The sequence below is a fragment of the Bradyrhizobium sp. 155 genome (genome assembly GCF_023101105.1).
GTDB lineage: Bacteria > Pseudomonadota > Alphaproteobacteria > Rhizobiales > Xanthobacteraceae > Bradyrhizobium > Bradyrhizobium canariense_D.
This window is the reverse complement of record NZ_CP064704.1, coordinates 3,131,531-3,157,498: the sequence shown is the minus strand read 5'-3', so window position 1 is coordinate 3,157,498 and position 25,968 is coordinate 3,131,531. Positions and strand designations below refer to the sequence as shown.

The following is a 25,968-nucleotide window of genomic DNA, read 5'->3' as shown; positions in this document are numbered from 1 at the left end:
GTCCGCGCGCATTGCACGCGCGGCGAATCGGCGGCGCAATCGCGCCGCCCGAGGGACGCCGCGCTTAACGGCGCCGGCCGCGCAGCTTCGACTTCCGGATCAGGCCTTCGTACTGATGCGCCAGCAGATAGCCCTGCACCTGCGCCACCGTGTCCATGGTGACGCTGACGACGATCAGCAGCGAAGTGCCGCCAAAGTAGAACGGCACCGACGCGTAGGAGATCAGGATTTCCGGAATCAAGCAGACGATCGCCAGATACACCGCGCCGAGCACGGTGATCCGCGACAGCACGTAGTCGATATATTCCGCGGTACGCTCGCCCGGGCGGATACCCGGAATGAAGCCGCCGTGCTTCTTCAGATTGTCCGCGGTCTCGGTCGGATTGAACACGATCGCGGTGTAGAAGAAGGCGAAGAACACGATCAGCGCCAGATACATGATCAGGAACAGCGGACGGCCGTGGCCGAGCTGGGTGTTGATCCACTGGAACCATTCCGGCCCGCTGCCCGCGTTGAAGTTCGCAACCGTGGTCGGCAGCAGCAGCAGCGAGGACGCGAAGATCGGCGGGATCACGCCCGAGGTGTTGAGCTTGAGCGGCAGATGCGAGGACTGCCCCTCGAACATCTTGTTGCCGACCTGGCGCTTCGGATACTGGATCAAGAGCCGGCGCTGGGCGCGCTCCACGAACACGATGAAGGCGATCACGGCCACCGCCATGATGATGACCACCAGAATCAGGCCGGTCGACATCGCACCCTGACGGCCGAGCTCGAGCATGTTGGCGAGCGCCGCGGGCAGCTCGGCGACGATGCCGGAGAGAATGATCAGGGAAATGCCGTTGCCGATGCCGCGCGAGGTGATCTGCTCGCCCAGCCACATCAGGAACATGGTGCCGCCGGTCAGCGTGATCGCCGTCGACAGGCGGAAGAACATGCCGGGGTCGCTGACGACGTTGCCAGCGCCTTCGAGACCCACCGCAATGCCGTAGGACTGGAACGCGGCCAGGATCACCGTGAGATAACGGGTGTACTGGTTCAGCAGCTTGCGGCCGGACTCGCCTTCCTTCTTCAGCGCCTCGAGCTGCGGCGAGACGGTGGTCAGGAGCTGGATGATGATGGACGCCGAGATGTACGGCATGATGTTCAGCGCAAAGATCGCCATGCGGTGAATGCCGCCGCCAGCGAACATATTGAACATGCCGAGGATGCCGCCCGCCTGGGAGCGGAACACCTGCTCCCAGATGTTGGGATCGATGCCGGGCAACGGGATGTAGGTCCCGAGCCGATAAACGAGCAGCGCGCCCAGGGTGAACCAGATGCGCTTCTTCAGTTCGTCGGCCTTGGCAAACGCACCGAAATTGAGATTGGCTGCCAGTTGTTCCGCTGCAGAGGCCATCTTGGACTTTCTCCCGCCGCTTATTGCGCCGTTATGCCCGCGGCCGGGCTACATTATACCGGACACCGGACATTATCTGGGGCTACGGCTTCGATAAGTCCATCGTCCCGCGTGCGTAAAGGCCCGCGAGCCGCGGGCCGATGACGCAGTTGTTACGCCGCCTCGCCTTCTTCCTTGGCAGGCGCGAGGATCTTCACCGAGCCGCCGGCCTTCTCGACTGCCGCGATCGCGGTCTTCGAGGCGCCGTGCACTTCGATGTTGAGCTTGGCCTTGAACTCGCCGCGGCCGAGCAGCCGCAGGCCACCCTTGGCGCGGCGCAGCACGCCGGCCTTGACCAGGGATTCGACGTTCACGACGCTGCCGGCGTCGATCTTCTTGGCATCGACCGCATCCTGGAGCCGGTCGAGATTGATCTCGGCGAACTCCACGCGGAAGATGTTGTTGAAGCCGCGCTTGGGCAGACGGCGATGCAAGGGCATCTGGCCGCCTTCGAAACCCTTGATGCGCACGCCCGAACGCGCGGTCTGGCCCTTGCCACCGCGGCCGGCCTGCTTGCCCTTGCCCGAACCAATGCCGCGGCCGACGCGCATACGCTTCTTGCGCGAGCCGGCATTGTCGGCGATATCGCTGAGCTTCATCGCCCTGCTCCTTGTTTCTTGCGCATGACCTTCACCGAAAACGGGTCTCGCTTCGGGATCGTGCGCCTTTGCTTACTTCTCGTCGACAATGCGAACGAGATGGTGAACTTTCAAGATCATGCCGCGGACCGCCGGGGTGTCCGGCAGTTCGCTGATGCGGCCGATCTTGTTGAGCTTGAGCCCGATCAGCGTCGAACGCTGCGAGTGATGGCGGCGGATCGCGCTGCCGGTCTGCTCGAGCTTGATCGTCTTTGCGGTCGTAACGGCACTCTTGGCCATAGGCGTCTACTCCGAAAAGCTTCCGTTATTCGGCAACCGCCTCGGCGTCACCACCGATACGGCGGGACTGGAGGGTGGACACCTTGATGTTGCGGCGGGCAGCGACCGAGCGCGGCGAATCCTGATGCTTCAGCGCATCGAAGGTCGCGCGAACCATGTTGTACGGGTTCGACGAGCCGATCGACTTCGCAACCACGTCCTGGACGCCGAGCGTCTCGAACACGGCGCGCATCGGACCGCCGGCGATGATGCCGGTACCGGCCGGAGCTGCGCGCAGGTAAACACGGCCCGCGCCATGACGGCCGGCGATGTCGTGATGCAGCGTGCGGCCCTCGCGCAACGACACGCGGGTCAGGTTGCGCTTGGCGGATTCGGTTGCCTTGCGGATCGCCTCGGGCACTTCGCGCGCCTTGCCGTGACCGAAGCCGGCGCGGCCCTTCTGGTCGCCGATCACGACCAGCGCTGCGAAACCGAAGCGCTTGCCGCCCTTGACGACCTTGGCGACGCGATTGATGTGGACGAGCTTGTCAACGAACTCGCTGTCGCGCTCTTCCCTGCGTTCACGTCCGCCGCCGCGTTGATCACGTCCACCACGTTGTTCGCGTTCTGCCATGGTTTTTCCAGTCCTTCAGAGGCTTACGCCTCAATCCTCAAATTCTGTTAGAAGCTCAGCCCGCTTTCACGCGCCGCGTCGGCAAGAGCCTTGACGCGCCCGTGATAGAGATAGCTGCCGCGATCGAACACGACTTCCTTGACACCCTTCTCGGCGGCGCGCTCGGCCAGCAGCTTGCCGACCGCCTTCGCCGCATCGATGTCGGCGCCGGTCTTGCCGCCATCGCGCATCGACTTCTCGAGCGACGAGGCAGAGGCCAGCGTCTCGCCCTTCAGGTCGTCGATGACCTGGGCGTAGATGTGCTTGGACGAGCGGAACACCGACAGGCGCGGACGGCCGCCACCCGAGCGGCGCAGCTTCAGACGTACACTGCGCTTGCGCCGGGCATTCGTAACCTTGGCTTTCGACATGACCGGCTCCGTTACTTCTTCTTGCCTTCCTTGCGGAAGATGAATTCGCCAACATACTTCACGCCCTTGCCCTTGTAGGGCTCCGGCGGACGATAGGAGCGAATCTCGGCGGCGACCTGGCCGACGCGCTGAATGTCGCTGCCCGTCACCGTGATCTCGGTCGGCTTCGGCACGGTGATCGTGATCCCTTCCGGGATCGCGTAGACCACATCGTGGCTGTAGCCGAGCGCGAGCTGCAGGTTCTTGCCCTGCAGCGCGGCGCGGTAACCGACGCCGGTGATTTCGAGCTTCTTCTCGAAACCCTTGGTGACACCCTCGACCAGATTCGCGACCTGGGCGCGAGCGGTCCCGTACAGGGCCCGCGCGCGGTTGGTCTCGACCCGCGGGTTCACCTTGACCTGGCCGTTGTCGAGCTTCACCTCGACGTCGTTATGGACGACGAACTGAAGCTGGCCCTTCGGCCCCTTCATCTTGACGGTCTGCCCGTCGACGGTCGCGGTCACACCCGACGGCACCGCTACCGGTCTTTTGCCAACACGTGACATGGATCAAAAATCCTTCTCAGAACACCGTGAAGAGAACTTCGCCGCCCACGTTCGCTTCACGCGCACTGTGGTCAGCCATGATTCCCTTCGGCGTCGACAACACCGAAATGCCGAGTCCGTTATTGACCCGCGGCAGGTTCTTCACCGAGGCGTACACGCGACGTCCGGGCTTGGAGACACGCTCGATCTCACGGATAACGGGCTCGCCGTCGAAATACTTCAGCTCGATCTCGATCTCGCTGCGGCCCGAGGAATGCTCGAGCGTCGCGTAACCGCGGATGTAGCCTTCGCTCTTCAGCACCTCGAGCACGTTCTCGCGCATCTTCGAGCCAGGCGTGGAGACCTTGTTCTTGGAGCGCATCTGCGCGTTACGGATGCGGGTGATCAGATCGCTGATTGGATCGTGCGTAGACATCTAAACGACCCTCCTTACCAGCTGGACTTCACGAGGCCCGGGACCATGCCCTTGGAGCCAAGGTCCCGCATTGCGATGCGGGACAGTTTGGTCAAGCGATAGTTCGAGCGCGAACGGCCCGACAGCTCGCAACGCAGACGGATGCGGGTCGCCGACGAGTTGCGCGGCATTTCCGCCAGCTTCAGGGTCGCAGCGAACCGCTCCTCCATCGGCAACGTCTTGTCGGCGATGATCGCCTTCAACCGCTCGCGCTTCGGGGCGGCGTTCTTCGTCATCCGCTTGCGCCGGTTGTTCTTCTCGATTGAACTCTTCTTTGCCATGCTTGGCTCCTGGGTATCCGCGTTTGAGAGGCTTTAGGTCAGCGTCTCACTGCCGGAACGGGAAATTGAATGCGGTCAACAAGGCCCTCGCCTCGTCGTCGGTCTTGGCCGTGGTGCAGACGGTGATGTCCATACCGCGGGATTCCGTGACCTTGTCGAAGTCGATCTCGGGGAAAATGATGTGTTCCTTGAGGCCGAGCGAGTAGTTGCCGCGGCCATCGAAGCTCTTCGGGTTCAAGCCGCGGAAGTCGCGGACGCGGGGCAGCGCGACCGTCACCAGACGATCGATGAACTCGTACATACGGGCCTTGCGCAGCGTGACCTTGCAGCCGATCGGCTGGTTCTCACGCAACTTGAAGGTCGCGATCGCGATCCGCGAATAGGTCACGATCGCCTTCTGGCCGGCGATCTGGGTCAATTCCGCAGCGGCGTTCTCGGCCTTCTTGCGGTCGTTGACGGAATCGCCAACGCCCATGTTCAGCACGACCTTGTCCAGGCGCGGAACCTGCATGACGTTCTCATAACCGAACTTCTCGGTCATTTCCGTCCGGATCTTCGCGTCGTATTCCGCGCGCAGGCGCGGTGTGTAAGCGGCCTCAGCCATCGATCTCAGCTCCCGAGCTCTTGGCGATGCGGACCTTCTTGCCGTCCGCCAGAATCTTGAATCCGACGCGGGTCGGCTTCCCGTCCTTGCCGACATACGCGATGTTGGACAGTTGGATCGGCGACTCTTTCGAGATGATGCCGCCCTCCTGGGCCTGCGTCTGCTTCTGGTGACGCTTGACCATGTTGATGCCGCGCACCAGCGCCGTACCGGCGTCGGGACGCACTTCGAACACCTCGCCGGTGCGGCCCTTGTCGCGGCCGGTCAGCACGACGACCTTGTCGCCCTTGCGGATCTTCGCAGCCATCACAGCACCTCCGGCGCGAGCGAGATGATCTTCATGTGGTTCTTGGCGCGCAGCTCGCGCGGCACGGGCCCGAAGATACGGGTACCGACCGGCTCGGACTGATTGTTGATCAGAACGGCGGCGTTGCGGTCGAAGCGGATGACCGAACCGTCGGCGCGGCGAATGTCCTTGCGGACGCGCACCACGACGGCCTTCATCACGTCGCCCTTCTTCACCTTGCCGCGCGGAATAGCTTCCTTGATCGAGACAACGATGATGTCGCCGATCGTGGCGTAGCGGCGCTTGGAGCCCCCGAGCACCTTGATACACATGACACGGCGTGCGCCAGAATTATCGGCCACGTCGAGGTTGGTCTGCATCTGAATCATTGATGCACCTCGTCCTCTTCTCTTTGCGCCAGCCCAGCCGGCGCTCAACATTAACCTGAAGTCAGTCGGCTAAAGCCAACAGATCAGGCGCTTTTCTTGTGTTCGCCCCGGATCACGACCCAGCGCTTCAACTTCGAAATCGGCTTCGATTCCTCGATCCACACCATGTCGCCCGGCTTGAACTCGTTGCTCTCGTCGTGCGCGTGGTAGTTCTTCGAACGGCGGATCGTCTTCTTGTAGATCGGGTGCGTAAAGCGGCGATCGACGCGCACCACGATGGTCTTGGCTTGCTTGTCGCTGACGACCACGCCCTGCAAAGTACGTTTCGGCATCTTCGTAAGCCTCTTACTTCTTCTTCGCGCGCGTCTGCGCGGCGACGGTCTTGATCCGGGCGATGTCACGGCGGGCTTCGCGCAGGCGCGAGGTGTTCTCGAGCTGCCCGGTGGCGCGCTGGAAGCGCAGGTTGAAGCGCTCCTTCTTCAGGTTCAGGATGGCGTCGTCCTGCTGATCGGGGCTCAACGCGCGGATGTCTTCGATTTTCATCTGGGCCATGGCCATTACTCCGCAATGCGCTCGACGAAGCGCGTCTTGATCGGCAGCTTGGCTGCCGCCAGGGTCAGCGCTTCACGCGCCGTCTGGGTGTTGACGCCGTCGATCTCGAACAGCACCCGGCCCGGCTTGACGCGCGCGACCCACAATTCCGGCGCGCCCTTGCCGGAACCCATGCGGACTTCGGCAGGCTTCTTCGACACGGGAACGTCGGGGAATATGCGGATCCAGACGCGGCCGGCGCGCTTCATGTGGCGGGTCAGCGCGCGGCGAGCGGCTTCGATCTGGCGCGCGGTGACGCGCTCAGGCTCGGTCGCCTTCAGACCGAACTGGCCGAACGCCAACGTCGCGCCCGAAGACGCAACGCCGTGGATACGGCCCTTATGCGCCTTCCGGAACTTCGTTTTCTTAGGTTGCATCATGGCTTCAAGCCCTCAAATTCTCTGTGCTGGCGTCAGGCTGCAGCGTTGTCCCGGCGCTGCCGGCCGCCGCGATCGCCGCCGCCACCAGTCTCACCTTCGGCCATTCTCTTGTCCTGGGCCATCGGATCGTGCTCGAGGATCTCGCCCTTGAAGATCCAGACCTTGACACCGCAGGTGCCGAAGGTCGTGAACGCGGTCGCAACCCCGTAGTCGATGTCTGCGCGCAGCGTGTGCAGCGGCACGCGACCTTCGCGGTACCACTCCATGCGCGCGATTTCCGCGCCGCCCAGACGTCCCGAGCAGTTGATGCGGATGCCTTCCGCACCGAGACGCATCGCTGACTGCACGGCGCGCTTCATGGCGCGGCGGAACGCCACGCGGCGCTCCAGCTGCTGCGCGATCGACTCGGCCACCAGCGTCGCATCGAGCTCCGGCTTGCGGATTTCGACGATGTTGATGACCACGTCGGACGCCGTGATGTCCGCGACCTTCTTGCGCAGCTTGTCGATGTCGGCGCCCTTCTTGCCGATCACCACGCCCGGACGAGCCGAGTGGATGGTGACGCGGCACTTCTTGTGCGGACGCTCGATCACGATGCGGGCAACGGCTGCCTGCTTGAGCTCCTTGTGCAGGATCTCACGAATCTTGACGTCCTCGTGCAGCAGCTTGCCGTATTCCTGCTTGCCGGCGTACCAGCGGGAATCCCAGGTCCGGTTGATGCCGAGACGCAGACCGATCGGATTGATCTTTTGACCCATCGTGTTCTCCTGCGTCCCTTAAGCCGCTGCTGCGGCTTCGACCTGACGAACGATGATCGTCAGCTGTGAAAATGGTTTGTAGACACGGCCCGAACGGCCACGGCCGCGGGCGGCAAAGCGCTTCATCACGAGGCCGTTGCCGACGAAGGCCTGCGCCACGACGAGATCGTCGACGTCGAGGTCGTGGTTGTTCTCGGCGTTGGCAATAGCCGATTCCAGGCACTTCTTCACGTCAACCGCGATCCGCTTGCGCGAAAACTGCAGGTCGGCGAGCGCAGCAGCCGCCTTCCGGCCGCGAATGAGCTGGGCGACCAGGTTGAGCTTCTGCGGGCTCACCCGCAGCATCCGGGCGACCGCCTTGGCCTCGTTCTCGGCGAGGCTCCGTTCGCGCTTAGGTTTGCTCATCGTTTAATCCTCAAGCCTTCTTGGCTTTCTTGTCCCCGGAGTGGCCATGGAAGGTGCGGGTCGGCGAGAACTCGCCGAACTTGTGACCGACCATTTCCTCGTTGACGGCCACCGGCACGTGCTTCTGACCGTTGTAGACGCCGAAGGTCAGGCCGACGAATTGCGGCAGGATCGTCGAGCGACGGCTCCAGATCTTGATGACGTCGTGACGGCCGGACGAGCGCGCGGCATCTGCCTTCTTGAGCAGAGAACCCTCGACGAACGGGCCTTTCCAGACTGAACGAACCATGTCCGGCGTTCCTTACTTCTTCCGCTTGTGGCGGCTTAGGAGAATGAATTTGTTGGTCGACTTGTTGGAGCGGGTCTTCTTGCCCTTGGTCGGCTTGCCCCACGGAGTAACCGGGTGGCGGCCGCCCGAGGTACGACCTTCACCACCGCCGTGCGGATGGTCGATCGGGTTCATCGAAACGCCGCGGTTGTGCGGCTTGCGGCCCAGCCAACGGTTGCGGCCGGCCTTGCCGATCGACGTGTTCATGTGATCCGGGTTCGACACCGCGCCGATCGTGCCGCGGCAACGGCCGTGCACCAGGCGCTGTTCGCCCGAGTTCAGGCGGATGATCACGTAGTCCTGGTCGCGACCGACGAGCTGGGCATAGGTGCCCGCGGAACGGGCGAGCTGGCCGCCCTTCCCGATCTTGACCTCGATGTTGTGGATGATCGTGCCGACCGGCATGTTGCCGAGCGGCATGACATTGCCCGGCTTCACGTCGACATAGTTGCCGGCGACGACGGAATCACCGACGGCCAAACGCTGCGGCGCCAGGATATAGGCCTGGGTGCCGTCTTCGTACTTGACCAACGCGATGAATGCGGTGCGGTTCGGATCGTACTCCAGCCGCTCGACCGTCGCGGGCGCATCGACCTTGTCGCGCTTGAAATCGACGGTACGCAACGTTCGCTTATGACCACCGCCGCGGAAGCGCACCGTGATGCGACCGGTGTTGTTACGGCCGCCGGAGGAGTGCTTGCCTTCGGTGAGCGCCTTGACCGGCTTGCCCTTGTAGAGGGCCGAACGATCGACCATGACCAGCTGGCGCTGGCCCGGCGTCGTGGGATTGAATGTCTTCAGTGCCATCGTCGTACGACCTTACAGACCGGTGGTCACGTCGATCCGGTGACCCTCTTCGAGAGTCACGATCGCGCGCTTGGAGTTCGACTGCGAGCCGAGATTGCCGCGGAAGATCTTGGTCTTGCCCTTGCGGACCAGCGTGTTGACACTCTTGACCTTGACGTCGAACAGCTTCTCGATCGCTTCCTTGATCTGCGGCTTGGTCGCCTTCGCGGCCACCTTGAACAGCACCTTGTTGTGCTCCGAGGCGATCGTGGCCTTTTCGGTCACGACCGGCGACAGGATCACGTCGTAGTGGCGAGGCTCGATGTTCTTCGTCATTTGAAGCGCGCCTCCAGCGCATCGATGGCGGCCTTGGTCAGAACAAGCTTCCGACGGCGCAGGATGTCATAGACGTTGATGCCCTGGATCGGCAGCACGTCCATGTTCGGGATGTTGCGGGCCGCAGCGGCGAAGCCGTTGTTGAGCTCGGCGCCGTCGATGATCAGCGCGTTGGTCAAACCCAGACCGGAGAAATGACCGAGCAGCGCCTTGGTCTTGGCAGCTTCCAGCGCGGCCTTGTCGATCACGATGAGATCGCCGTCCTTGGCCTTGGCCGAGAGCGCATGCTTGAGGGCGAGCGCACGGACCTTCTTCGGCAGGTCGGTGGCGTGCGAACGCACCACCGGACCGAAGGCACGGCCACCTCCGCGGAACTGCGGCACCCGGGCCGAGCCGTGACGAGCACCACCGGTACCCTTCTGCTTGTACATCTTCTTGCCGGTGCGCCAGATCTCGGCGCGGCCCTTGGCCTTGTGCGTACCGGCCTGGCGCTTGTTGAGCTGCCACTGCACGCAACGTGCAATGATGTCCTGGCGCGGCTCGAGGCCGAAAATGGTGTCGGAAAGCTGGACCGAGCCGGCTTCCTTACCTTCGAGGGTCGTGACCTTCAATTCCATCTCACGCCTCCTGCGCAGCCGGAGCAGCGTCCGCTTCGCCAGCAACCTTGAACTTGCCGGGCTTCGGAGCTTCCTTAGGCAGCGGCTTCTTGACGGCGTCGCGCACGCGGATCCAGCCGCCCTTGGAACCGGGAACGGCGCCTTCGACGAGGATCAGACCGCGCTCGACATCGAGCTGAACGACCCGAAGGTTGAGCGTGGTGATGCGGTCAACGCCCATGTGACCGGGCATCTTCTTGTTCTTCCAGGTCTTGCCCGGGTCCTGACGGCCACCGGTCGAACCGATCGAACGGTGAGAGACCGACACGCCGTGGGTGGCGCGCAGACCGCCGAAGTTCCAGCGCTTCATACCGCCGGCAAAACCCTTACCGACCGAAGTACCGGTGACGTCGACGAACTGACCGACGACAAAGTGGTCGGCCAGGATCTCTGCACCGACGGGGATCATCTGATCCGCGGAGACGCGGAATTCCTCGACCTGCCGCTTCGGCTCGACCTTGGCGACCGCGAACTGGCCGCGCTCCGCCTTGGGCATGTACACGGTCTTGCGGCTGCCAGAACCAAGCTGGAGCGCGACATAACCGTTTTTCTCTTCGGTGCGGTGGCCTACGACCTGGCAATTGCCGAGCTTCAGCACGGTCACGGGGATATGTTCGCCGGCCTCTGTAAAGACCCGCGTCATCCCGACCTTTTGTGCGATCACTCCGGAGCGCATCGGCGTGCTTCCTGTTCTTTCTGTCCGCTAGTGGCGAACGTGATCCAAAAATCTTAGAGCTTGATCTCGACGTCGACACCGGCGGCCAAGTCGAGCTTCATCAAAGCATCGACGGTCTGCGGGGTCGGATCGACGATGTCGAGCAGGCGCTTGTGAGTGCGCATCTCGAACTGCTCGCGGCTCTTCTTGTCGACGTGCGGCGAACGGTTGACGGTGAACTTCTCGATGCGGGTGGGCAGCGGAATGGGTCCGCGGACCTGCGCGCCGGTGCGCTTCGCCGTGTTCACGATCTCGCGGGTCGACGTATCGAGGATACGATGGTCGAACGCCTTGAGACGGATGCGAATGTTTTGGCCGTTCATTGCCGTGGTCTTTCTTCAATGGGGTGGCGAATAGCGAATAGCGAATGTCACATTCGCTATTCGCCGATCCCTATTCTCGTAATTACTCGATGATCGAGGCGACGACGCCGGCGCCGACGGTGCGGCCACCTTCGCGGATCGCGAAGCGGAGCTTCTCTTCCATCGCGATCGGCACGATCAGGTGCACTTCCATCGCAATGTTGTCGCCCGGCATCACCATCTCGGTGCCTTCCGGCAGATGCACGACACCGGTCACGTCGGTGGTGCGGAAGTAGAACTGCGGACGGTAGTTGGTGAAGAAGGGAGTGTGGCGGCCGCCCTCTTCCTTGGTGAGGATGTAGGCCTCAGCCTTGAACTTGGTGTGCGGCTTGACCGAACCCGGCTTGCACAGCACCTGGCCGCGCTCGACGTCCTCGCGCTTGGTACCGCGAAGCAGCGCACCGATGTTGTCGCCGGCCTGGCCTTGATCGAGCAGCTTGCGGAACATTTCGACACCGGTGACCGTGGTCTTCTGCGTGGCGCGCAGACCGACGATCTCGATTTCCTCGCCGACCTTGACGATACCGCGCTCGACACGGCCGGTCACGACGGTGCCGCGGCCCGAGATCGAGAACACGTCTTCAACCGGCATCAGGAACGGCAGATCGACCGGACGCTCCGGCTGCGGAATGTAAGCGTCGACCTGCTTCATCAGCTCGAGGATGGCGTCATGGCCGAGCGTCTTATCGGAATCTTCGAGGGCGGCAAGCGCCGAGCCCTTGATGATCGGGATGGTGTCGCCCGGGAATTCGTACTTCGAGAGCAGCTCGCGGACCTCGAGCTCGACGAGCTCGAGCAGTTCCGGATCGTCGACCATGTCGCACTTGTTGAGGAACACGACGAGCGCGGGAACGCCGACCTGGCGGGCGAGCAGGATGTGCTCGCGGGTCTGCGGCATCGGACCGTCGGCGGCCGACACGACCAGGATCGCACCGTCCATCTGGGCGGCGCCGGTGATCATGTTCTTCACGTAGTCGGCGTGGCCGGGGCAGTCGACGTGCGCGTAGTGGCGGTTCTTGGTCTCGTATTCGACGTGCGCCGTCGAGATCGTGATGCCGCGCGCCTTCTCTTCCGGCGCCTTGTCGATCTGGTCGTACGCGGTGAACGTCGCGCCGCCGGCTTCGGCGAGGACCTTGGTGATCGCCGCGGTCAGCGACGTCTTGCCATGGTCGACGTGACCGATGGTGCCGATGTTGCAGTGCGGCTTGTTACGTTCAAACTTTGCTTTGGCCATTTGACTCTCCGTTCAATCGTCAGTTCGAGACCGACGACAATCAGGCAAACTTCTTCTGGACTTCTGCCGACACGTTGGCCGGCGCTTCTGCGTAGTGGTCGAACTGCATGGTGAAGGTTGCGCGACCCTGGCTCATCGAACGCAGGTTATTCACGTAACCGAACATGTTCATGAGCGGCACCATCGCGTTGATGACGTTGGCGTTGCCGCGCATGTCCTGACCCTGGATCTGACCGCGCCGCGAATTCAGGTCGCCGATGACGGAGCCGGTGTAATCTTCCGGGGTCACCACTTCGACCTTCATGATCGGCTCGAGCAGGACGGACTTGCCCTTCTGCAAGGCTTCGCGGAATGCAGCACGCGATGCGATTTCGAAGGCGAGCGCCGACGAATCGACGTCGTGATACTTGCCGTCGACGAGCTGAACCTTGACGTCGACCACGGGGAAGCCCGCGACCACGCCGGAACTCAGCACGCTGTTGATGCCCTTCTCGACGCCGGGGATGTATTCCTTCGGCACCGCACCGCCGACGACCTTGGACTCGAACTCGTAACCCTTGCCGGGCTCGTTCGGCTCCACGATGATCGACACTTCCGCGAACTGTCCGGTACCGCCGGTCTGCTTCTTGTGGGTGTACTTGACTTCGGACCTCTTGGTGACGCGCTCACGGAACGCCACCTGCGGCGCGCCGATGTTGGCATCGACCTTGTAGGTGCGGCGGAGAATGTCGACCTTGATGTCGAGATGGAGCTCGCCCATGCCCTTGAGGATGGTCTGGCCGGACTCCTGATCGGTCGACACGCGGAAGGACGGATCCTCCGCGGCGAGCTTCGCCAGCGCCACGCCCAGCTTTTCCTGGTCGGCCTTGGACTTGGGCTCGATCGCGATCTCGATGACGGGCTCGGGGAATTCCATCTTTTCGAGGATCACCGCCTTGTCGGGATCGCACAGCGTGTCACCGGTGCGCGCTTCCTTCAGGCCAGCCAGTGCGACGATGTCGCCGGCATAGGCTTCCTTGATGTCTTCGCGGTTGTTCGCATGCATCAGCAACATGCGGCCGATGCGCTCCTTGCGGTCGCGCGTCGAATTGATCACGCCGGTGCCCGACAGCAGCGTGCCGGAATAGATGCGGCAGAAGGTGATGGTGCCGACGAACGGGTCGTCCATGATCTTGAAGGCCAACAGAGCCAGCGGCTCCTTGTCGTCCGGCAGGCGAACGACCTCATTGCCGTCTTCATCGACGCCCTTGATGGCGGGCACGTCAACCGGCGACGGCAGATAATCCACGACCGCGTCGAGCAGAGGCTGCACGCCCTTGTTCTTGAACGCCGAGCCGCACAATACCGGGAAGAACGCGCCAGTCAGCACGGCCTTGCGGATCAAGCGCTTCAACGTCGGCTCATCGGGCTCCTTGCCGTCGAGGTAAGCGGCGAGAACTTCGTCGTCGAGCTCGACGGCGGCTTCCAACAACTTCTCGCGATATTCCTTGGCCTTCTCGACCATGTCCTCGGGAATATCGATGTCCACGAACTTGGCGTCGAGCTTCTCTTCTTCCCAGACCACGCCCTTCATGCGAACGAGGTCGACCAGGCCCTTGAAGTTGTTCTCGGAGCCGATCGGAAGCTGGATCGCGATCGGCTTTGCGCCGAGGCGGTCGACGATGTCCTGCATGCACTTGTAGAAGTCAGCGCCGGTCTTATCCATCTTGTTGGCGAAGACGATGCGCGGAACCTTGTACTTGTCGCCCTGGCGCCAGACCGTCTCGGTCTGGGGCTCGACGCCCTGGTTCGAGTCGAGCACGCACACGGCGCCGTCGAGCACGCGCAGGCTGCGCTCGACTTCGATGGTGAAGTCGACGTGGCCGGGAGTGTCGATGATGTTGAGACGCTTGCCTTCCCAGAACGCGGTGGTCGCGGCCGACGTAATCGTAATGCCGCGCTCCTGCTCCTGCTCCATCCAGTCCATCGTCGCGGCACCTTCGTGCACTTCGCCGATTTTGTGGCTCTTGCCGGTGTAATAGAGGATGCGCTCGGTGGTCGTGGTCTTGCCGGCATCGATATGCGCCATGATACCGAAGTTGCGGTAATTCTCTATGGCATGAACGCGGGGCATGGAGTGTTCCTTAGATTCCGTGTGTCGCCGTTACCAGCGATAGTGCGAGAAGGCGCGGTTGGCTTCCGCCATCCGGTGCACGTCTTCGCGCTTCTTGACGGCGTTACCCCGGTTGTTCGACGCATCCAGGAGCTCCGCAGAGAGCCGCTCGGTCATCGTCTTCTCGTTGCGATCGCGCGCAGCCGAGATCAGCCAGCGAATGCCCAGCGCCTGACGGCGCACCGAGCGAACTTCGACCGGAACCTGATAGGTCGCGCCGCCGACGCGGCGGGAGCGCACTTCAATCGTCGGCATGACGTTCTCGAGTGCCTGCTCGAACACGCCGAGCGGGTTCTGCTTTGTCTTGCTTTCGATGAGGCCGAACGCGCCGTAGACGATGCCTTCGGCGACCGACTTCTTTCCGGCGTACATTACCGAATTCATGAACTTCGTGACGATGATATTCCCGAACTTCGGATCGGGAAGGACTTCGCGCTTTTCGGCAGAATGGCGACGAGACATGGACCTGGTTCCCGCTTACTTCGGACGCTTGGCGCCGTACTTCGAACGGCGCTGCTTACGGTTCTTGACGCCCTGGGTATCCAGAACGCCGCGGAGGATGTGGTAGCGCACGCCGGGCAAGTCCTTGACGCGACCGCCGCGGATCATGACCACCGAGTGCTCCTGGAGGTTATGGCCCTCACCGGGGATGTAGCCGATCACCTCGAAGCCGTTGGTCAGGCGCACCTTGGCAACCTTACGAAGCGCCGAGTTCGGCTTCTTCGGGGTCGTGGTGTAAACGCGTGTGCAAACACCGCGCTTCTGCGGCGACTGCTGCAGCGCCGGCACCTTCTTGCGCGACTTCTGCACTTCCCGCGGTTGAGCGATCAGCTGGTTGATCGTCGGCATCCTGGCATTACCCTTTGTGTTCTGCCGCGGCCCGTCACCGGGTCCGCAAATTCTTTCGAGCTACCCGCCCGACGAGGCCGCCTTCCGCGGAACAATCCGCACAAAGCGAAATCGCGCCAACCACCCGTCAACGGGCGGAAAGCGCTTCGACGCCACAGAGGACCGCGGTAGTTGAACCGGTCAGCTTGAAGCTGCGGCCCGCGCACCGAGGTCATGCATCCGAATTCGATCTCGAGAGAACATGCTCAAGAGAACTAAAATCGCACTGGCATTGCCTAGCTATGATCGACAGCGTTTGAGCGGCATTCGTCGAGGTTGGTGCCTGTCTTGGTGATCCCAGGGGATCAAACAGGTGGCCCGTTCCGACGTTGGCGATGCTCACCGCCTGTCGTTAAGTGAGGGGGTTCTATAAGTGGGAGTCGGTCAAGTCAAGGCGAAACGTCAGTCAGAAGCGCTTCCCGCACCTGCCGAAATCGCTTCTTGGGCCGCTCGCTGCGCCTTCGAGAGATGGAAACGAAGAGCGCGTCCGCCACCTCGAAACCTATTTATACCCGGGCTAAATATACTTTTATAACCATTGGCTAAGGCTTTCTTTCCTGTTGGAGCGCCAATGTGCCGCCTTGGGCAGAGATTAGCGCCATGCGGCACACCGACATTGCCATTATCGGCGGGGGATTGTCCGGCTCGACCGCCGCCGCGATGCTCGGCCGTAGCGGCATTTCGACCATCCTGATCGATCCGCATGAGAGCTATTCGGCGGACTTTCGGGTCGAAAAACTCAGCGGTCACGTGCAGGTCGGGCGATTCCTGCAGACGGGAATCGCCGAATCGGTGTTGCACCGCGCGACCTTTGTGGGTGAGAACTGGATCGCGCGCTTCGGCCGCCTTCTCGACAAGGCGCCGAGCCGGCAGTTCAACATCCTCTACGATTCCCTCGTCAACGCTGTCCGCGACGAAATTCCTGCCGGCGTCGAGCGCATCTGCGCCAAGGCTGTCTCGGTCGAGACGAGTGCGGAGCGGCAGAAGGTCACTCTCTCCAACGACGCGATGGTCTCCGCCCGGCTGGTCGTGCTCGCCAACGGACTCAATGTCGGCCTGCGCCACCAGCTGGGAATCGCCCGAAAAGTCGTCAGTGCCTGCCATTCGATTTCGATCGGGTTCGACGTGGTGCCCGCGGGACGGGACTCGTTCGACTTCCCTGCGCTGACCTATTTCTCGGAACGGCCGAGCGACCGCATCCCCTACCTCACGCTTTTTCCGATCGGGACGCGGATGCGCGCCAATCTGTTCGTCTATCGCAGCTTCGACGATCCCTGGCTGCGTGAGCTGCGCCGCGCGCCGGCCGAGACGTTGAACGCTGCGCTGCCACGGCTCAAGCACATCACCGGACCATTCGACATTCCCAGTGAGCTGAAAATCCGTCCGGTCGATCTCTATGTGAACGATGCCAGCGTCCAGCCGGGTCTCGTGCTGGTGGGCGATGCCTTCTCGACCTCCTGCCCGGCCGCCGGCACCGGGTGCGACAAGGTCTTCACCGACGTCGAGCGGCTCTGCAACGTCTATATCCCGCAGTGGCTGGCCTCCGACGGGATGGATACAAGCAAGATCGCCGCCTTCTACGCAGACCCGGTCAAGCGGGAGTGCGACGATTGGTCGGCCGCGAAGGCCTTCGATTTCCGCTCAGTCTCCATTGCGACAAGCCCTTATTGGACGGCGCAGCGCTGGGCACGCTTCATTGCCTGGTCGGTTCAGGGACTATTGCGGCCGCTTGGAGCAGCCTTCGATCTGGAGCCGAACTTCCTCGGTCACTCCTCCTCATCGTCCTCGTCGAGGTCGTCTTCATCCTCGTCGTCTTCGTCGCTGTCCTCGTCGACGTGAGCCGGCGCGCCATGCGGTTGGTGGATCTGGTCGTTCCACAGCTTGCGATAGGTGCCGTTCTTGGCGAGCAGCTCGGCATGCGAGCCGCGCTCGATCGCCCTGCCCCCTGAAATCACGATGATCTCGTCCATCTCGACCACCGAGGTCAGGCGGTGGGTCGACCAGATCATGGTGCGGCCCTTGGCGACCTTCAGCAGCGTGCGGTTGATCGCAGCTTCCGTGGTCTGGTCGAGCGCCGAAGTGGCTTCGTCGAGCAGCAGCACGGAAGGATTACGGATGACCGCGCGCGCGATCGCGATGCGCTGGCGCTGGCCGCCCGACAAGGTATCGCCGCGCTCGCCCACCGGCGTGTCGTATCGTTGCGGCAGGCTCATGATGTAACGGTGGATCTCGGCTTTCTTGGCCGCCTCCTCCACCTCCTCATCGGTCGCGCCCTCCTTGCCGAGCCGAATGTTCTCCCGGATCGACATGTTGAACAGCATATTCTCCTGGAACACCACAGCCATGCTCCGGCGCAGGGAGTCCAGCGTCACCTTGCGGACGTCGACGCCGTCGATGGTGACGCGCCCCTCGTCCGGCACATAGAGCCGCAGGATCAGATTCAGCAGCGTGCTCTTGCCGGAGCCGGACGGACCGACGATGGCAATGCGCTTGCCGACATTGAGCTTGAGGCTGAGATTGTCCAGCACTGGCGTCTGGCTGCCTTCGTACTGGAACGTCACGTGGTCGAAGGTGATGTCGTTGGTGATGCGGGGCAGATCGGGCGCGCCGGCACGATCGGCGCTGCGCGTGGGCTCGTCGAGCAACTCCTGCATATGACGGATCGCGGCTGCCGCGGAGATCGACACGGGGATGAAATGCATCACATGGGCGATGTTGTAGGACACCTCCCAGAACGCACTCTCGAAGGTGACGAAGGTGCCGATGGTAATCTGCCCCTTCGTCGCCAGATATGCGCCGATCGCGAGCACGACGAGATGCAAGAGCAGCACCGAGATGGTGACCGTCCGCTCCACCATGGTCGACAGGAACGCCGCCGAGGCCATCCTGTTTCGCGTCTCGTCGTTGCGGAATTTGAAGAAGCCGAACATCCGGCGTTGCAGGCTGAACGCCTTGATCACGGCCTGCGCCGCCACGTTCTCCTGCACCATGCCGAGCAGCGCAGATTCATTGAGCTTCTGCTCGTAATTCGCCTGGACAGCCTTCGGCGTCAGCATGCGGGGACCGATCAGCGTGATCGGGAACACCAGCAGCGCAACCGCCGCGAGCTGCCAGTTCAGGAACACCATCAGGATGATGCCCGCGATCAGCTCCAGGAACGGCAATGCCGCGCTGTTGGCGAAGGTCTTGACCGAACCCTCGAAGGCCGCGAGGTCGACTGAGAAGCGCGACAGGATCTCGCCGCGCTTGGTGCGGCCGAAATAGGCCGCCGGCAGGTCCTGGACGTGCTCGAACAGCCGTTTGCGGACGTCGGAAATGATGCACGCCGCGAGCCGCGCATCCCAGCGCTCGTACCAGACCGCGACGATCGAGGTGAATATGCCCGCGACCGCGAGCACGCCGAGGATCTTGTACAGCGCCTGAAAATCCTCCTCGCCGAGCGCGTCGTCGATCAGGTACTTCAGGCTGAGCGGCATGATGACGTTGAAGAGCGTCTCGACGAAGACGCCGAACGCCACGAAGGACAGCATCTGCTTGTAGTTGAACAGGAAGGGTTTGACGAAACCCAGGATGGTCGCGAGCGCGCCGGCGGCCTCGCGCGCGGTAAAGACGACGAGGTCCTCGTCCTCATCGTCGTCATCGAGCTCCAGCCCGCCATCCTCCTCGTCTTCATCGTCCTCGTCGTCTTCAAGGTCCGGCTTGGCGGTAGGGACAAGCTTGTCGTCGAGCTCGGCCGCCTCTTCCGCGGCGAGCTTCTGTTTGTCGGGCGGGAGGGGCTTGGACGCCATGAAACCAACCGATGCTGACGGCCGGCATGACCGCAGAGAAAGCAGGAAATAGCGCCAACCGCTACTGCATCGATTCTATGCGATCAAGATGAATTCGGCAAAACAATTGGCGAAGGCGCCCGCTTCAGGCGGCTAGTCGTCTTCCTCATCCTCGACCTTGTCGAAAAAGGAATAGCGCAAGGAATCGGCGTCGGCGTACCACTGGCCCGGTCCCTTGTTGGCGGCGAGCGTCGTCTCCCAGAGCGCGTCCGTGCAGTCCTTGCGGTGCATCGACAGCTCGAAGCCGTTGCCGAAGAACAGTTCGGACCATTCCCACCAGGTGCCGAGCTTCTTGACGCCGCGCAGAAGGTCGTAGCGGTCGATCAGTGCCGGCGCCATGTCCGAGGTGATCGAGCCGAACACGAGCCCGGTCTTGACCACACGGTTCAGCTCCCTGATCGCACGGACCACCTGCTTCGGGGAAACATGGCAGAGGCTGGTCTCGAACACGAAGTCGAACGCACCATCCTTGAACGGCATGTCGGTGATCGAACCGAGCTTGTTGTACTTCCTCAGCGCCTTCGGCGTTCTGGCGTGAATGGTGCGGTTGTTCTCGATACCGAAGGCATCGATGCCGCGATCACGTAGCGCGCCGACAAGCTCGCCGCTGGCCGAGCCCGCGATCAAGAGCTTCGTGCCTTTGGCCTTGCCCCAGACGATGCCGATCAGTTTTGTGAGATAGTCGGGATCCGTGAAGTGTTGCCACACCTCGCTGTAGGGGCCCTGGCCGCGATAATTGTCAAAATAGGCACGATCGATCTTGTCCGAGAGCGGCTTGTCGTCCTGCGAACGCTCGCGGCGCAAGCGCATCATCTCGGTCAAGATGATGTCGGTCGCCGCGTCCGAGGAATCGAGCAGGCCGTTCAGCGTCGAGTCGAACAGATAGTCGCCGACCACCACGATTCCGGGATGTTCCTTCGGCTCGGGCCGGTGGTTGGTCATGACGTCGCGCACGGGCAAGCCGCCCGGAATCGCGTTCACCGAGGACAGCCAGCGGTGGATCTTGCCTTCCATGAAATGCGCGCGTGCATCGCCGAGCGATGCCGGAAGCGATTTCAGCGCGGCATCGATCAGCTCCCGGTCGGAGAGATTCGCAAAGGCCAGCGCATCGGAGCCCGGAATCAGCCAGTTCAGCACGCCGTGCTTGCCCACATCATGGCGGGCGCCCTCGTTATAGACGCAGCAACCGCCAAAGGCTTCCGACATGAACCAGGCGCCGGCGATCTTGTCGCCCCAGAACGGCGTGTCGAACAGGATCGAGACACGCAAATAGTGCGCAGGACGGTCGAAGTACGCGACGTGCTTGACCATCGACTTGCGGAGCTGTTCGCCTTCCCAGCCGACGGTCCCAAGCCAGGAATGCGGCAGACAGACCAGCACAAGGTCGAAGTCGCGCGTCTCCGGCCCCTTGCCGTTCATCATCTTGAGTTGATAGCGGCCGGTCGGCGCCTTGCCGACCGTGAGGATTCGGTGATTGAGCTGGATGTCGGCATTGACCTCCGACTGGAGGCACTCGATGAGCTGCTCATTGCCGTTCTGGATGGAATAGAGGCCGATATAGCCGTCGACATCCATCAGGTAGTTCTTGAGCGCGTTGAGCCCGTTGGTGTTGTGGCTCTCGGTCGCGAGGTCCGAGCGCGCCATCACCTTGAAGAATCGCTTTGCGGTCTCGTCCTCGACCTCCTCGTCGAGCACCTGTTCGGCGGTCTTGTAGGCCCAGGGATTCTCGTTGTCGTGCGCGCCGACACCCTCGTAGTACTCGATCGGCGTCATCGCCTCGGCGCAGCGCTTACGGAACGCCTCGATTGCGGCTGCGGTCTTGGCACCGTATTTGCGGCGCATGCCCGCGACGTCGTTGAGGAGCTCACCGCCGAACTGCACCTGCTCGGCATCCATCGGAATGGTCTGCAGGCCGAAATGCTGGATCAACTCGCGCAACGGATCCGGCCCGGTCATCGAGTAGTCGTAGATCTCGGCAACGCCGGCCTCGTACATCGCGGGCGCGGAATCGAATTTGCGCGTGACGATCTTGCCGCCGAGCCGGTCGGATGCCTCGTAGATGGTGACGCGGCAGAGGTCGCCAAGCTTGCGCTTCAGATACCAAGCGCTCATCAGCCCGCCGGGGCCGCCGCCTACGATTGCGAGATCAAGCATGAGAATTCCGTGGTCTCCGGCCCGCCCCCTTCACGGGACCACCGGTCTAAGCTCTCCTAGCAGAAGCGCTTTTGCGCCTGAAGGAAAGATGAACAAAGGTTGATCCTGCACCGCAACAGGGAAACAAAGCAGCAAAAAGGCCGGCTTTCGCCGGCCTTTTCAGTGTCCTCGGTATTCCTACGGATGAACGATCATTCCGCAGGTGGCAGCGCCATCGGCTCCACTTCCGGCGCCGGCGGCACGACCGCCGCCTGCTTCTCGCGCTCGTCGAGGATCATCTTGTCGCGCTTCACAGCGACTTCGCGGATCTTCGCCATGGAGGCGCCGGTGCCTGCCGGAATCAGCCGGCCGACGATGACGTTCTCCTTGAGGCCTTCGAGCGGATCGACCTTGCCGTTGACCGCCGCTTCCGTGAGGACGCGGGTGGTCTCCTGGAACGAGGCCGCCGAGAAGAAGGAGCGGGTCTGAAGGCTCGCCTTGGTGATGCCGAGCAGAACCGGCGTCCCCGTGGCGATCTTCTTGCCCTCTTCCTTGGCCTTCGCGTTGATCTGGTCGAACTCGATCTTGTCGATCTGCTCGCCCGAGATCATGTCCGTGTCGCCCTGGTCGGTGACTTCCACCTTCTGGAGCATCTGACGGACGATCACCTCGATGTGCTTGTCGTTGATGAGCACGCCCTGGAGCCGGTAGACCTCCTGGATCTCGTTGACCAGATAGGCCGCGAGTTCCTCGATGCCCTTGACCGCCAGAATGTCGTGCGGCGCCGGGTTGCCTTCCACGATGAAGTCGCCCTTTTCGACGACGTCGCCGTCCTGAAGGTGGATGTGCTTGCCCTTCGGGATCAGGTACTCGCGCGCCTCTTCGGTCTTGTCCATCGGCTCGATCGAGATGCGACGCTTGTTCTTATAGTCGCGCCCAAACCGGATGGTGCCCGCGATTTCGGCGATGATCGCCGCATCCTTCGGACGCCGAGCCTCGAACAGTTCCGCCACCCGCGGCAGACCGCCGGTGATGTCGCGCGTCTTGGCGCTTTCGGTCGAGACACGGGCGAGAATGTCGCCCGCCTGGACCTTGGCTCCGACATCGACCGACAGAATGGCATCGACTGACAGCATGTAGCGGGCATCGCCGCCACGGGCGAGCTTGAGCACCTTGCCGTCCTTGCCCTTGATCACGATGGCGGGACGCAGGTCCCCGCCGCCGCGCATCGAGCGCCAGTCGATGACCACGCGCTTGGCAATACCGGTGGCCTCGTCGAGCGTTTCCGAGATCGACTGTCCCTCGACCAGATCCTCGAAGCCGATAGTACCTTCGACCTCGGTGAGGAGCGGACGGGTGTAGGGATCCCATTCCACGATACGCTGGCCACGCTTGACCATGTCGCCCTCGTCGACGTGCAGGCGCGAACCGTACTGAATACGGTGCGTCGCACGCTCGGTGCCGTCGGCATCGACGATCGCGATCACCATGTTGCGAACCATCGCGACCAGGTGGCCTTCGCTATTGCGGGCGATGGCCTTGTTCCTGATCACGATCTTGCCGTCGAAGTTGGATTCGACGAAAGATTGCTCGTTCAGCTGCGCCGCACCGCCGATGTGGAAGGTGCGCATGGTGAGCTGGGTGCCCGGCTCGCCGATCGACTGGGCCGCGATGACCCCGACCGCTTCGCCGTGGTTGACCGGCGTGCCGCGAGCGAGATCGCGGCCGTAGCACTTGCCGCAGATGCCGTTGACGAGCTCGCAGGTCAGCGCCGAGCGGATCTTTACCTCTTGGACGCCGCCCTGATGGATGGCATCCAGATGGCTCTCTTCCATCAGCGTACCGCGCTTGAAGATCACCTTGCCCGTGCTGTCACGCACGTCTTCGCAGGCCGTGCGTCCGAGGATGCGCGAGCCGAGCGAAGCGACCACGGTGCCGGCATCGACGATGGCGCGCATCTTGATGCCGAGCTTGGTGCCGCAATCGTCCTGCGTGATGATGCAATCCTGCGCGACGTCGACGAGACGACGGGTCAGATAGCCGGAGTTCGCGGTCTTCAACGCGGTGTCCGCGAGGCCCTTGCGGGCGCCGTGGGTCGAGTTGAAGTACTCGAGCACCGAGAGGCCTTCCTTGAAGTTCGAGATGATCGGCGTCTCGATGATCTCGCCCGACGGCTTGGCCATCAGGCCGCGCATGCCGGCGAGCTGGCGCATCTGGGCCGGCGAACCGCGGGCACCGGAGTGAGCCATCATGTAGATCGAGTTGATGTCGGCATCCGCCCCACTCGCCGTCTTCTTGGTCGAGGAGATCTCCTTCATCATCGCCTTGGCGATTTCTTCCGTGGCCTTCGACCAGGCGTCGACGACCTTGTTGTACTTCTCGCCATGGGTAATCAGACCGTCGTTGTACTGCTGCTCGAAATCCTTCGCCAGCGTACGGGTAGCGTCGACGATCTTCCACTTGGAGTGCGGCACGACCATGTCGTCCTTGCCGAACGAGATGCCGGCCTTGAACGCGTTGTAGAAGCCGAGCGCCATGATGCGGTCGCAGAAGATCACCGTCTCCTTCTGGCCGCAGTGGCGGTAGACCTGGTCGATGACGCCGGAGATCTCGCGCTTGGTCATCAGCTTGTTGATGATCTCGTACGGAACGCGCGGGTTCTTCGGCAGCAAATTGCCCAGCATGACGCGGCCGGCGGTGGTCTCGATCCAGCGCCTGGAGATCTTGCCGGTCTCGTCGATGCCTTCCCACCGGTACTTGATCTTGGTGTGGAGGTGGATGACCTTCGCGTGCAACGCGTGCTCGAGCTCCGCCATCTCGCCGAAGATCTTGCCCTCGCCGGGCAGGCCTTCGCGCATGATGGAGACGTAGTAGAGACCGAGCACGATGTCCTGCGACGGCACGATGATCGGCTGGCCGTTCGCCGGATGCAGGATGTTGTTGGTCGACATCATCAGGACGCGCGCTTCCAGCTGCGCTTCCAGCGACAGCGGAACGTGCACGGCCATCTGGTCGCCGTCGAAGTCGGCGTTGAACGCGGCGCAGACCAGCGGGTGGAGCTGGATCGCCTTGCCCTCGATCAGCACGGGCTCGAACGCCTGGATGCCGAGGCGATGCAGCGTCGGTGCGCGGTTGAGCAGCACGGGATGCTCGCGGATGACCTCGTCCAGGATGTCCCAGACCTCGGGCCGCTCCTTCTCGACCAGCTTCTTGGCCTGCTTCACGGTGGTTGACAGGCCCTTGGCGTCAAGCCGCGAGTAGATGAACGGCTTGAACAGTTCGAGCGCCATCTTCTTCGGCAGACCGCACTGATGCAGGCGCAGCTCGGGACCGACCACGATCACCGAACGGCCCGAATAGTCGACGCGCTTGCCGAGCAGGTTCTGACGGAACCGGCCCTGCTTGCCCTTGAGCATGTCGGCGAGCGACTTCAGCGGACGCTTGTTGGCACCGGTGATGACGCGGCCGCGGCGGCCGTTGTCGAACAGCGCGTCGACGGCCTCCTGAAGCATGCGCTTCTCGTTGCGGATGATGATGTCCGGCGCGCGCAGCTCCATCAGCCGCTTCAGGCGGTTGTTGCGGTTGATGACGCGGCGGTAGAGGTCGTTGAGGTCCGAGGTCGCGAAGCGGCCGCCGTCCAGCGGCACCAGCGGACGCAGGTCCGGCGGAATCACCGGGACCACGGTCATGATCATCCATTCCGGCTTGTTGCCCGAGTGGCGGAACGCTTCCACGATCTTCAGGCGCTTGGCGAGCTTCTTGTGCTTGATGTCGGAGTCGGTCTCCTGCATCTCCGCGCGCAAGGTCAGCTCGAGCTTCTCGAGATCCATGCCCTTGAGCAGCTCGCGGATCGCTTCCGCGCCGATCATGGCGGTGAAGGAATCCTGGCCGTATTCGTCCTGCGCCTTCAGATACTCGTCTTCCGACAAGAGCTGACGGTCCTTCAGCGCGGTGAGGCCCGGCTCGAGCACAACGTAATATTCGAAGTAGAGGATCCGCTCGAGATCCTTCAGCGTCATGTCGAGCAGGAGGCCGATGCGCGAAGGCAGCGACTTCAGGAACCAGATGTGGGCGACGGGGGCTGCGAGCTCGATATGGCCCATGCGCTCGCGCCGGACGCGCGACAGCGTGACCTCGACCGAGCACTTCTCGCAGATGATGCCCTTGTACTTCATGCGCTTGTACTTGCCGCACAAGCACTCGTAGTCCTTGATCGGCCCGAAGATGCGGGCGCAGAACAGGCCATCGCGCTCGGGCTTGAAGGTACGGTAGTTGATGGTTTCCGGCTTCTTGATCTCGCCGTACGACCAGGACAGAATCTTCTCGGGGCTCGCGATCGAGATCCGGATCTGGTCGAAGACCTGAGCCGGCGTCGTCGGATTAAAGAGATTCATAATTTCTTGGTTCATCGTCTTCTCCTCGCGTGCCGGTCGCCTCCGGCAGCAAATTCGAAAATCACTATGCGGGGCGCCCTGCCCTCGATTCGAGGACTGGGCGGGATGCCCGGCCATTCAGGCCGGGC

30 protein-coding genes are annotated in these 25,968 nt (G+C 62.6%); 1 reads left to right on the top strand and 29 read right to left on the bottom strand.

The genetic code is table 11. The features are described from left to right. Positions 1-64 precede the first annotated feature (64 nt). The 26 genes from secY to rpsL form a co-directional block, all read right to left on the bottom strand. A complete protein-coding gene (secY, locus tag IVA93_RS15330; protein WP_007611601.1) occupies positions 65-1,396 on the bottom strand; it encodes a preprotein translocase subunit SecY in 1,332 nt (443 codons plus the stop codon). A gap of 152 nt (positions 1,397-1,548) precedes the next feature. Next, positions 1,549-2,034 carry a 50S ribosomal protein L15 gene (gene rplO, locus IVA93_RS15325; protein WP_027518586.1) on the bottom strand — a complete coding sequence of 162 codons (486 nt, stop codon included), beginning with the start codon at positions 2,032-2,034 and terminating at the stop codon, positions 1,549-1,551. Between the two features lie 72 nt (positions 2,035-2,106). Further along, positions 2,107-2,313 carry a 50S ribosomal protein L30 gene (rpmD, locus tag IVA93_RS15320; RefSeq protein WP_018456457.1) on the bottom strand — a complete coding sequence of 69 codons (207 nt, stop codon included), beginning with the start codon at positions 2,311-2,313 and terminating at the stop codon, positions 2,107-2,109. A 25-nt stretch (positions 2,314-2,338) separates the two neighbouring features. Continuing rightward, positions 2,339-2,926 (bottom strand): 30S ribosomal protein S5, encoded by a 588-nt coding sequence (rpsE, locus tag IVA93_RS15315; RefSeq protein ID WP_007603037.1) that lies wholly within the window; start codon positions 2,924-2,926, stop codon positions 2,339-2,341. 47 nt (positions 2,927-2,973) lie between these two features. Then, complete coding sequence (gene rplR / locus IVA93_RS15310) at positions 2,974-3,336, bottom strand: 50S ribosomal protein L18 (protein WP_007603036.1); 363 nt, start codon at positions 3,334-3,336, stop codon at positions 2,974-2,976. Positions 3,337-3,347: 11 nt separating this feature from the next. After that, positions 3,348-3,881, bottom strand: coding sequence for a 50S ribosomal protein L6 (rplF, locus tag IVA93_RS15305; protein ID WP_007603035.1), 534 nt, complete (start codon positions 3,879-3,881; stop codon positions 3,348-3,350). 16 nt (positions 3,882-3,897) lie between these two features. Then, the gene (gene rpsH, locus IVA93_RS15300) at positions 3,898-4,296 is read right to left on the bottom strand and encodes a 30S ribosomal protein S8 (protein ID WP_007603034.1); all 399 of its coding nucleotides are present in this window, start codon (positions 4,294-4,296) and stop codon (positions 3,898-3,900) included. A gap of 14 nt (positions 4,297-4,310) precedes the next feature. Continuing rightward, positions 4,311-4,616 carry a 30S ribosomal protein S14 gene (gene rpsN / locus IVA93_RS15295; RefSeq protein WP_007611604.1) on the bottom strand — a complete coding sequence of 102 codons (306 nt, stop codon included), beginning with the start codon at positions 4,614-4,616 and terminating at the stop codon, positions 4,311-4,313. 46 nt (positions 4,617-4,662) lie between these two features. After that, complete coding sequence (gene rplE, locus IVA93_RS15290; protein WP_007603032.1) at positions 4,663-5,220, bottom strand: 50S ribosomal protein L5; 558 nt, start codon at positions 5,218-5,220, stop codon at positions 4,663-4,665. Next, the gene (rplX, locus tag IVA93_RS15285) at positions 5,213-5,527 is read right to left on the bottom strand and encodes a 50S ribosomal protein L24 (RefSeq protein WP_007603031.1); all 315 of its coding nucleotides are present in this window, start codon (positions 5,525-5,527) and stop codon (positions 5,213-5,215) included. Before rplX ends, rplE begins: the two co-directional genes overlap by 8 nt. Next, positions 5,527-5,895 (bottom strand): 50S ribosomal protein L14, encoded by a 369-nt coding sequence (gene rplN, locus IVA93_RS15280; protein WP_007603030.1) that lies wholly within the window; start codon positions 5,893-5,895, stop codon positions 5,527-5,529. Before rplN ends, rplX begins: the two co-directional genes overlap by 1 nt. Positions 5,896-5,978: 83 nt before the next feature. Then, entirely contained in the window at positions 5,979-6,227 is a 249-nt protein-coding gene (rpsQ, locus tag IVA93_RS15275) for a 30S ribosomal protein S17 (protein WP_007603028.1), read from the bottom strand. A gap of 13 nt (positions 6,228-6,240) precedes the next feature. Continuing rightward, complete coding sequence (gene rpmC / locus IVA93_RS15270) at positions 6,241-6,447, bottom strand: 50S ribosomal protein L29 (protein ID WP_007603026.1); 207 nt, start codon at positions 6,445-6,447, stop codon at positions 6,241-6,243. Between the two features lie 5 nt (positions 6,448-6,452). After that, a complete protein-coding gene (gene rplP, locus IVA93_RS15265; RefSeq protein WP_007603024.1) occupies positions 6,453-6,866 on the bottom strand; it encodes a 50S ribosomal protein L16 in 414 nt (137 codons plus the stop codon). Positions 6,867-6,898: 32 nt separating this feature from the next. Next, positions 6,899-7,624: a 30S ribosomal protein S3 gene (gene rpsC, locus IVA93_RS15260; RefSeq protein WP_007603023.1), complete on the bottom strand. Its 726-nt coding sequence runs from the start codon at positions 7,622-7,624 to the stop codon at positions 6,899-6,901. Positions 7,625-7,642: 18 nt separating this feature from the next. Continuing rightward, a complete protein-coding gene (gene rplV, locus IVA93_RS15255) occupies positions 7,643-8,029 on the bottom strand; it encodes a 50S ribosomal protein L22 (protein WP_007603022.1) in 387 nt (128 codons plus the stop codon). 10 nt (positions 8,030-8,039) lie between these two features. Then, positions 8,040-8,318 (bottom strand): 30S ribosomal protein S19, encoded by a 279-nt coding sequence (gene rpsS / locus IVA93_RS15250; RefSeq protein WP_007603021.1) that lies wholly within the window; start codon positions 8,316-8,318, stop codon positions 8,040-8,042. Between the two features lie 12 nt (positions 8,319-8,330). Further along, complete coding sequence (gene rplB, locus IVA93_RS15245; RefSeq protein ID WP_007611609.1) at positions 8,331-9,164, bottom strand: 50S ribosomal protein L2; 834 nt, start codon at positions 9,162-9,164, stop codon at positions 8,331-8,333. Positions 9,165-9,176: 12 nt separating this feature from the next. Next, positions 9,177-9,479 carry a 50S ribosomal protein L23 gene (locus tag IVA93_RS15240; protein WP_007603019.1) on the bottom strand — a complete coding sequence of 101 codons (303 nt, stop codon included), beginning with the start codon at positions 9,477-9,479 and terminating at the stop codon, positions 9,177-9,179. Next, positions 9,476-10,096, bottom strand: a complete 621-nt coding sequence (gene rplD / locus IVA93_RS15235) for a 50S ribosomal protein L4 (RefSeq protein ID WP_007603018.1) — start codon at positions 10,094-10,096, stop codon at positions 9,476-9,478. The genes IVA93_RS15240 and rplD overlap by 4 nt, the downstream gene beginning before the upstream one ends. A gap of 1 nt (position 10,097) precedes the next feature. Continuing rightward, a complete protein-coding gene (gene rplC / locus IVA93_RS15230) occupies positions 10,098-10,811 on the bottom strand; it encodes a 50S ribosomal protein L3 (protein ID WP_007603016.1) in 714 nt (237 codons plus the stop codon). A 53-nt stretch (positions 10,812-10,864) separates the two neighbouring features. Then, positions 10,865-11,173 (bottom strand): 30S ribosomal protein S10, encoded by a 309-nt coding sequence (rpsJ, locus tag IVA93_RS15225; protein WP_002712302.1) that lies wholly within the window; start codon positions 11,171-11,173, stop codon positions 10,865-10,867. An 82-nt stretch (positions 11,174-11,255) separates the two neighbouring features. Beyond that, on the bottom strand, positions 11,256-12,446 hold the full coding sequence (tuf, locus tag IVA93_RS15220; RefSeq protein WP_018456453.1) for an elongation factor Tu: 1,191 nt from the start codon (positions 12,444-12,446) through the stop codon (positions 11,256-11,258). A gap of 40 nt (positions 12,447-12,486) precedes the next feature. Beyond that, positions 12,487-14,559: an elongation factor G gene (gene fusA / locus IVA93_RS15215; RefSeq protein WP_026233180.1), complete on the bottom strand. Its 2,073-nt coding sequence runs from the start codon at positions 14,557-14,559 to the stop codon at positions 12,487-12,489. Positions 14,560-14,589: 30 nt separating this feature from the next. Next, on the bottom strand, positions 14,590-15,060 hold the full coding sequence (rpsG, locus tag IVA93_RS15210; protein WP_007603009.1) for a 30S ribosomal protein S7: 471 nt from the start codon (positions 15,058-15,060) through the stop codon (positions 14,590-14,592). 15 nt (positions 15,061-15,075) lie between these two features. Next, complete coding sequence (gene rpsL, locus IVA93_RS15205) at positions 15,076-15,447, bottom strand: 30S ribosomal protein S12 (protein ID WP_007603006.1); 372 nt, start codon at positions 15,445-15,447, stop codon at positions 15,076-15,078. 639 nt (positions 15,448-16,086) lie between these two features. Between rpsL and IVA93_RS15200 the strand changes: the two genes are divergently transcribed. Next, complete coding sequence (locus IVA93_RS15200) at positions 16,087-17,325, top strand: FAD-dependent oxidoreductase (RefSeq protein WP_247370498.1); 1,239 nt, start codon at positions 16,087-16,089, stop codon at positions 17,323-17,325. On the opposite strand, the gene IVA93_RS15195 is transcribed toward IVA93_RS15200, so the two are convergent. From IVA93_RS15195 to rpoC, 3 genes are all read right to left on the bottom strand, one after another. Further along, positions 17,253-19,274, bottom strand: coding sequence for an ABC transporter ATP-binding protein (locus tag IVA93_RS15195; protein WP_018456450.1), 2,022 nt, complete (start codon positions 19,272-19,274; stop codon positions 17,253-17,255). The genes IVA93_RS15200 and IVA93_RS15195 overlap by 73 nt on opposite strands. 132 nt (positions 19,275-19,406) lie before the next feature. Next, on the bottom strand, positions 19,407-21,467 hold the full coding sequence (locus IVA93_RS15190) for an FAD-dependent oxidoreductase (protein ID WP_018456449.1): 2,061 nt from the start codon (positions 21,465-21,467) through the stop codon (positions 19,407-19,409). A gap of 191 nt (positions 21,468-21,658) precedes the next feature. Next, positions 21,659-25,855 carry a DNA-directed RNA polymerase subunit beta' gene (gene rpoC, locus IVA93_RS15185; protein WP_026233179.1) on the bottom strand — a complete coding sequence of 1,399 codons (4,197 nt, stop codon included), beginning with the start codon at positions 25,853-25,855 and terminating at the stop codon, positions 21,659-21,661. Between the last annotated feature and the right edge of the window lie 113 nt (positions 25,856-25,968).

Bases quoted from the DNA above. Each gene is read 5' to 3' on its own strand.
- rpsE (WP_007603037.1), bottom strand. From the start codon at position 2,926: ATGGCAGAACGCGAACAACGTGGTGGACGTGATCAACGCGGCGGCGGA.
- tuf (WP_018456453.1), bottom strand. From the start codon at position 12,446: ATGGCCAAAGCAAAGTTTGAACGTAACAAGCCGCACTGCAACATCGGC.
- rplO (WP_027518586.1), bottom strand. From the start codon at position 2,034: ATGAAGCTCAGCGATATCGCCGACAATGCCGGCTCGCGCAAGAAGCGT.
- IVA93_RS15190 (WP_018456449.1), bottom strand. From the start codon at position 21,467: ATGCTTGATCTCGCAATCGTAGGCGGCGGCCCCGGCGGGCTGATGAGC.
- secY (WP_007611601.1), bottom strand. From the start codon at position 1,396: ATGGCCTCTGCAGCGGAACAACTGGCAGCCAATCTCAATTTCGGTGCG.
- rpmC (WP_007603026.1), bottom strand. From the start codon at position 6,447: ATGGCCCAGATGAAAATCGAAGACATCCGCGCGTTGAGCCCCGATCAG.
- IVA93_RS15195 (WP_018456450.1), bottom strand. From the start codon at position 19,274: ATGGCGTCCAAGCCCCTCCCGCCCGACAAACAGAAGCTCGCCGCGGAA.
- rplV (WP_007603022.1), bottom strand. From the start codon at position 8,029: ATGAGCAAACCTAAGCGCGAACGGAGCCTCGCCGAGAACGAGGCCAAG.
- rplB (WP_007611609.1), bottom strand. From the start codon at position 9,164: ATGGCACTGAAGACATTCAATCCCACGACGCCGGGCCAGCGCCAGCTG.
- rpmD (WP_018456457.1), bottom strand. From the start codon at position 2,313: ATGGCCAAGAGTGCCGTTACGACCGCAAAGACGATCAAGCTCGAGCAG.
- rplP (WP_007603024.1), bottom strand. From the start codon at position 6,866: ATGATGCAACCTAAGAAAACGAAGTTCCGGAAGGCGCATAAGGGCCGT.
- rpoC (WP_026233179.1), bottom strand. From the start codon at position 25,855: ATGAACCAAGAAATTATGAATCTCTTTAATCCGACGACGCCGGCTCAG.
- rplX (WP_007603031.1), bottom strand. From the start codon at position 5,527: ATGGCTGCGAAGATCCGCAAGGGCGACAAGGTCGTCGTGCTGACCGGC.
- rplD (WP_007603018.1), bottom strand. From the start codon at position 10,096: ATGGAATTGAAGGTCACGACCCTCGAAGGTAAGGAAGCCGGCTCGGTC.
- rpsS (WP_007603021.1), bottom strand. From the start codon at position 8,318: ATGGTTCGTTCAGTCTGGAAAGGCCCGTTCGTCGAGGGTTCTCTGCTC.
- rplF (WP_007603035.1), bottom strand. From the start codon at position 3,881: ATGTCACGTGTTGGCAAAAGACCGGTAGCGGTGCCGTCGGGTGTGACC.
- rpsL (WP_007603006.1), bottom strand. From the start codon at position 15,447: ATGCCGACGATCAACCAGCTGATCGCTCAACCGCGGGAAGTGCAGAAG.
- fusA (WP_026233180.1), bottom strand. From the start codon at position 14,559: ATGCCCCGCGTTCATGCCATAGAGAATTACCGCAACTTCGGTATCATG.
- IVA93_RS15200 (WP_247370498.1), top strand. From the start codon at position 16,087: ATGCGGCACACCGACATTGCCATTATCGGCGGGGGATTGTCCGGCTCG.
- rpsN (WP_007611604.1), bottom strand. From the start codon at position 4,616: ATGGCAAAGAAGAGTTCAATCGAGAAGAACAACCGGCGCAAGCGGATG.
- rplN (WP_007603030.1), bottom strand. From the start codon at position 5,895: ATGATTCAGATGCAGACCAACCTCGACGTGGCCGATAATTCTGGCGCA.
- rpsJ (WP_002712302.1), bottom strand. From the start codon at position 11,173: ATGAACGGCCAAAACATTCGCATCCGTCTCAAGGCGTTCGACCATCGT.
- rpsQ (WP_007603028.1), bottom strand. From the start codon at position 6,227: ATGCCGAAACGTACTTTGCAGGGCGTGGTCGTCAGCGACAAGCAAGCC.
- IVA93_RS15240 (WP_007603019.1), bottom strand. From the start codon at position 9,479: ATGACGAAGAACATCGAGCCTCGCCACTACGACGTGATCCTGTCGCCG.
- rplC (WP_007603016.1), bottom strand. From the start codon at position 10,811: ATGCGCTCCGGAGTGATCGCACAAAAGGTCGGGATGACGCGGGTCTTT.
- rpsH (WP_007603034.1), bottom strand. From the start codon at position 4,296: ATGTCTACGCACGATCCAATCAGCGATCTGATCACCCGCATCCGTAAC.
- rplR (WP_007603036.1), bottom strand. From the start codon at position 3,336: ATGTCGAAAGCCAAGGTTACGAATGCCCGGCGCAAGCGCAGTGTACGT.
- rpsC (WP_007603023.1), bottom strand. From the start codon at position 7,624: ATGGGTCAAAAGATCAATCCGATCGGTCTGCGTCTCGGCATCAACCGG.
- rplE (WP_007603032.1), bottom strand. From the start codon at position 5,220: ATGGCTGAGGCCGCTTACACACCGCGCCTGCGCGCGGAATACGACGCG.
- rpsG (WP_007603009.1), bottom strand. From the start codon at position 15,060: ATGTCTCGTCGCCATTCTGCCGAAAAGCGCGAAGTCCTTCCCGATCCG.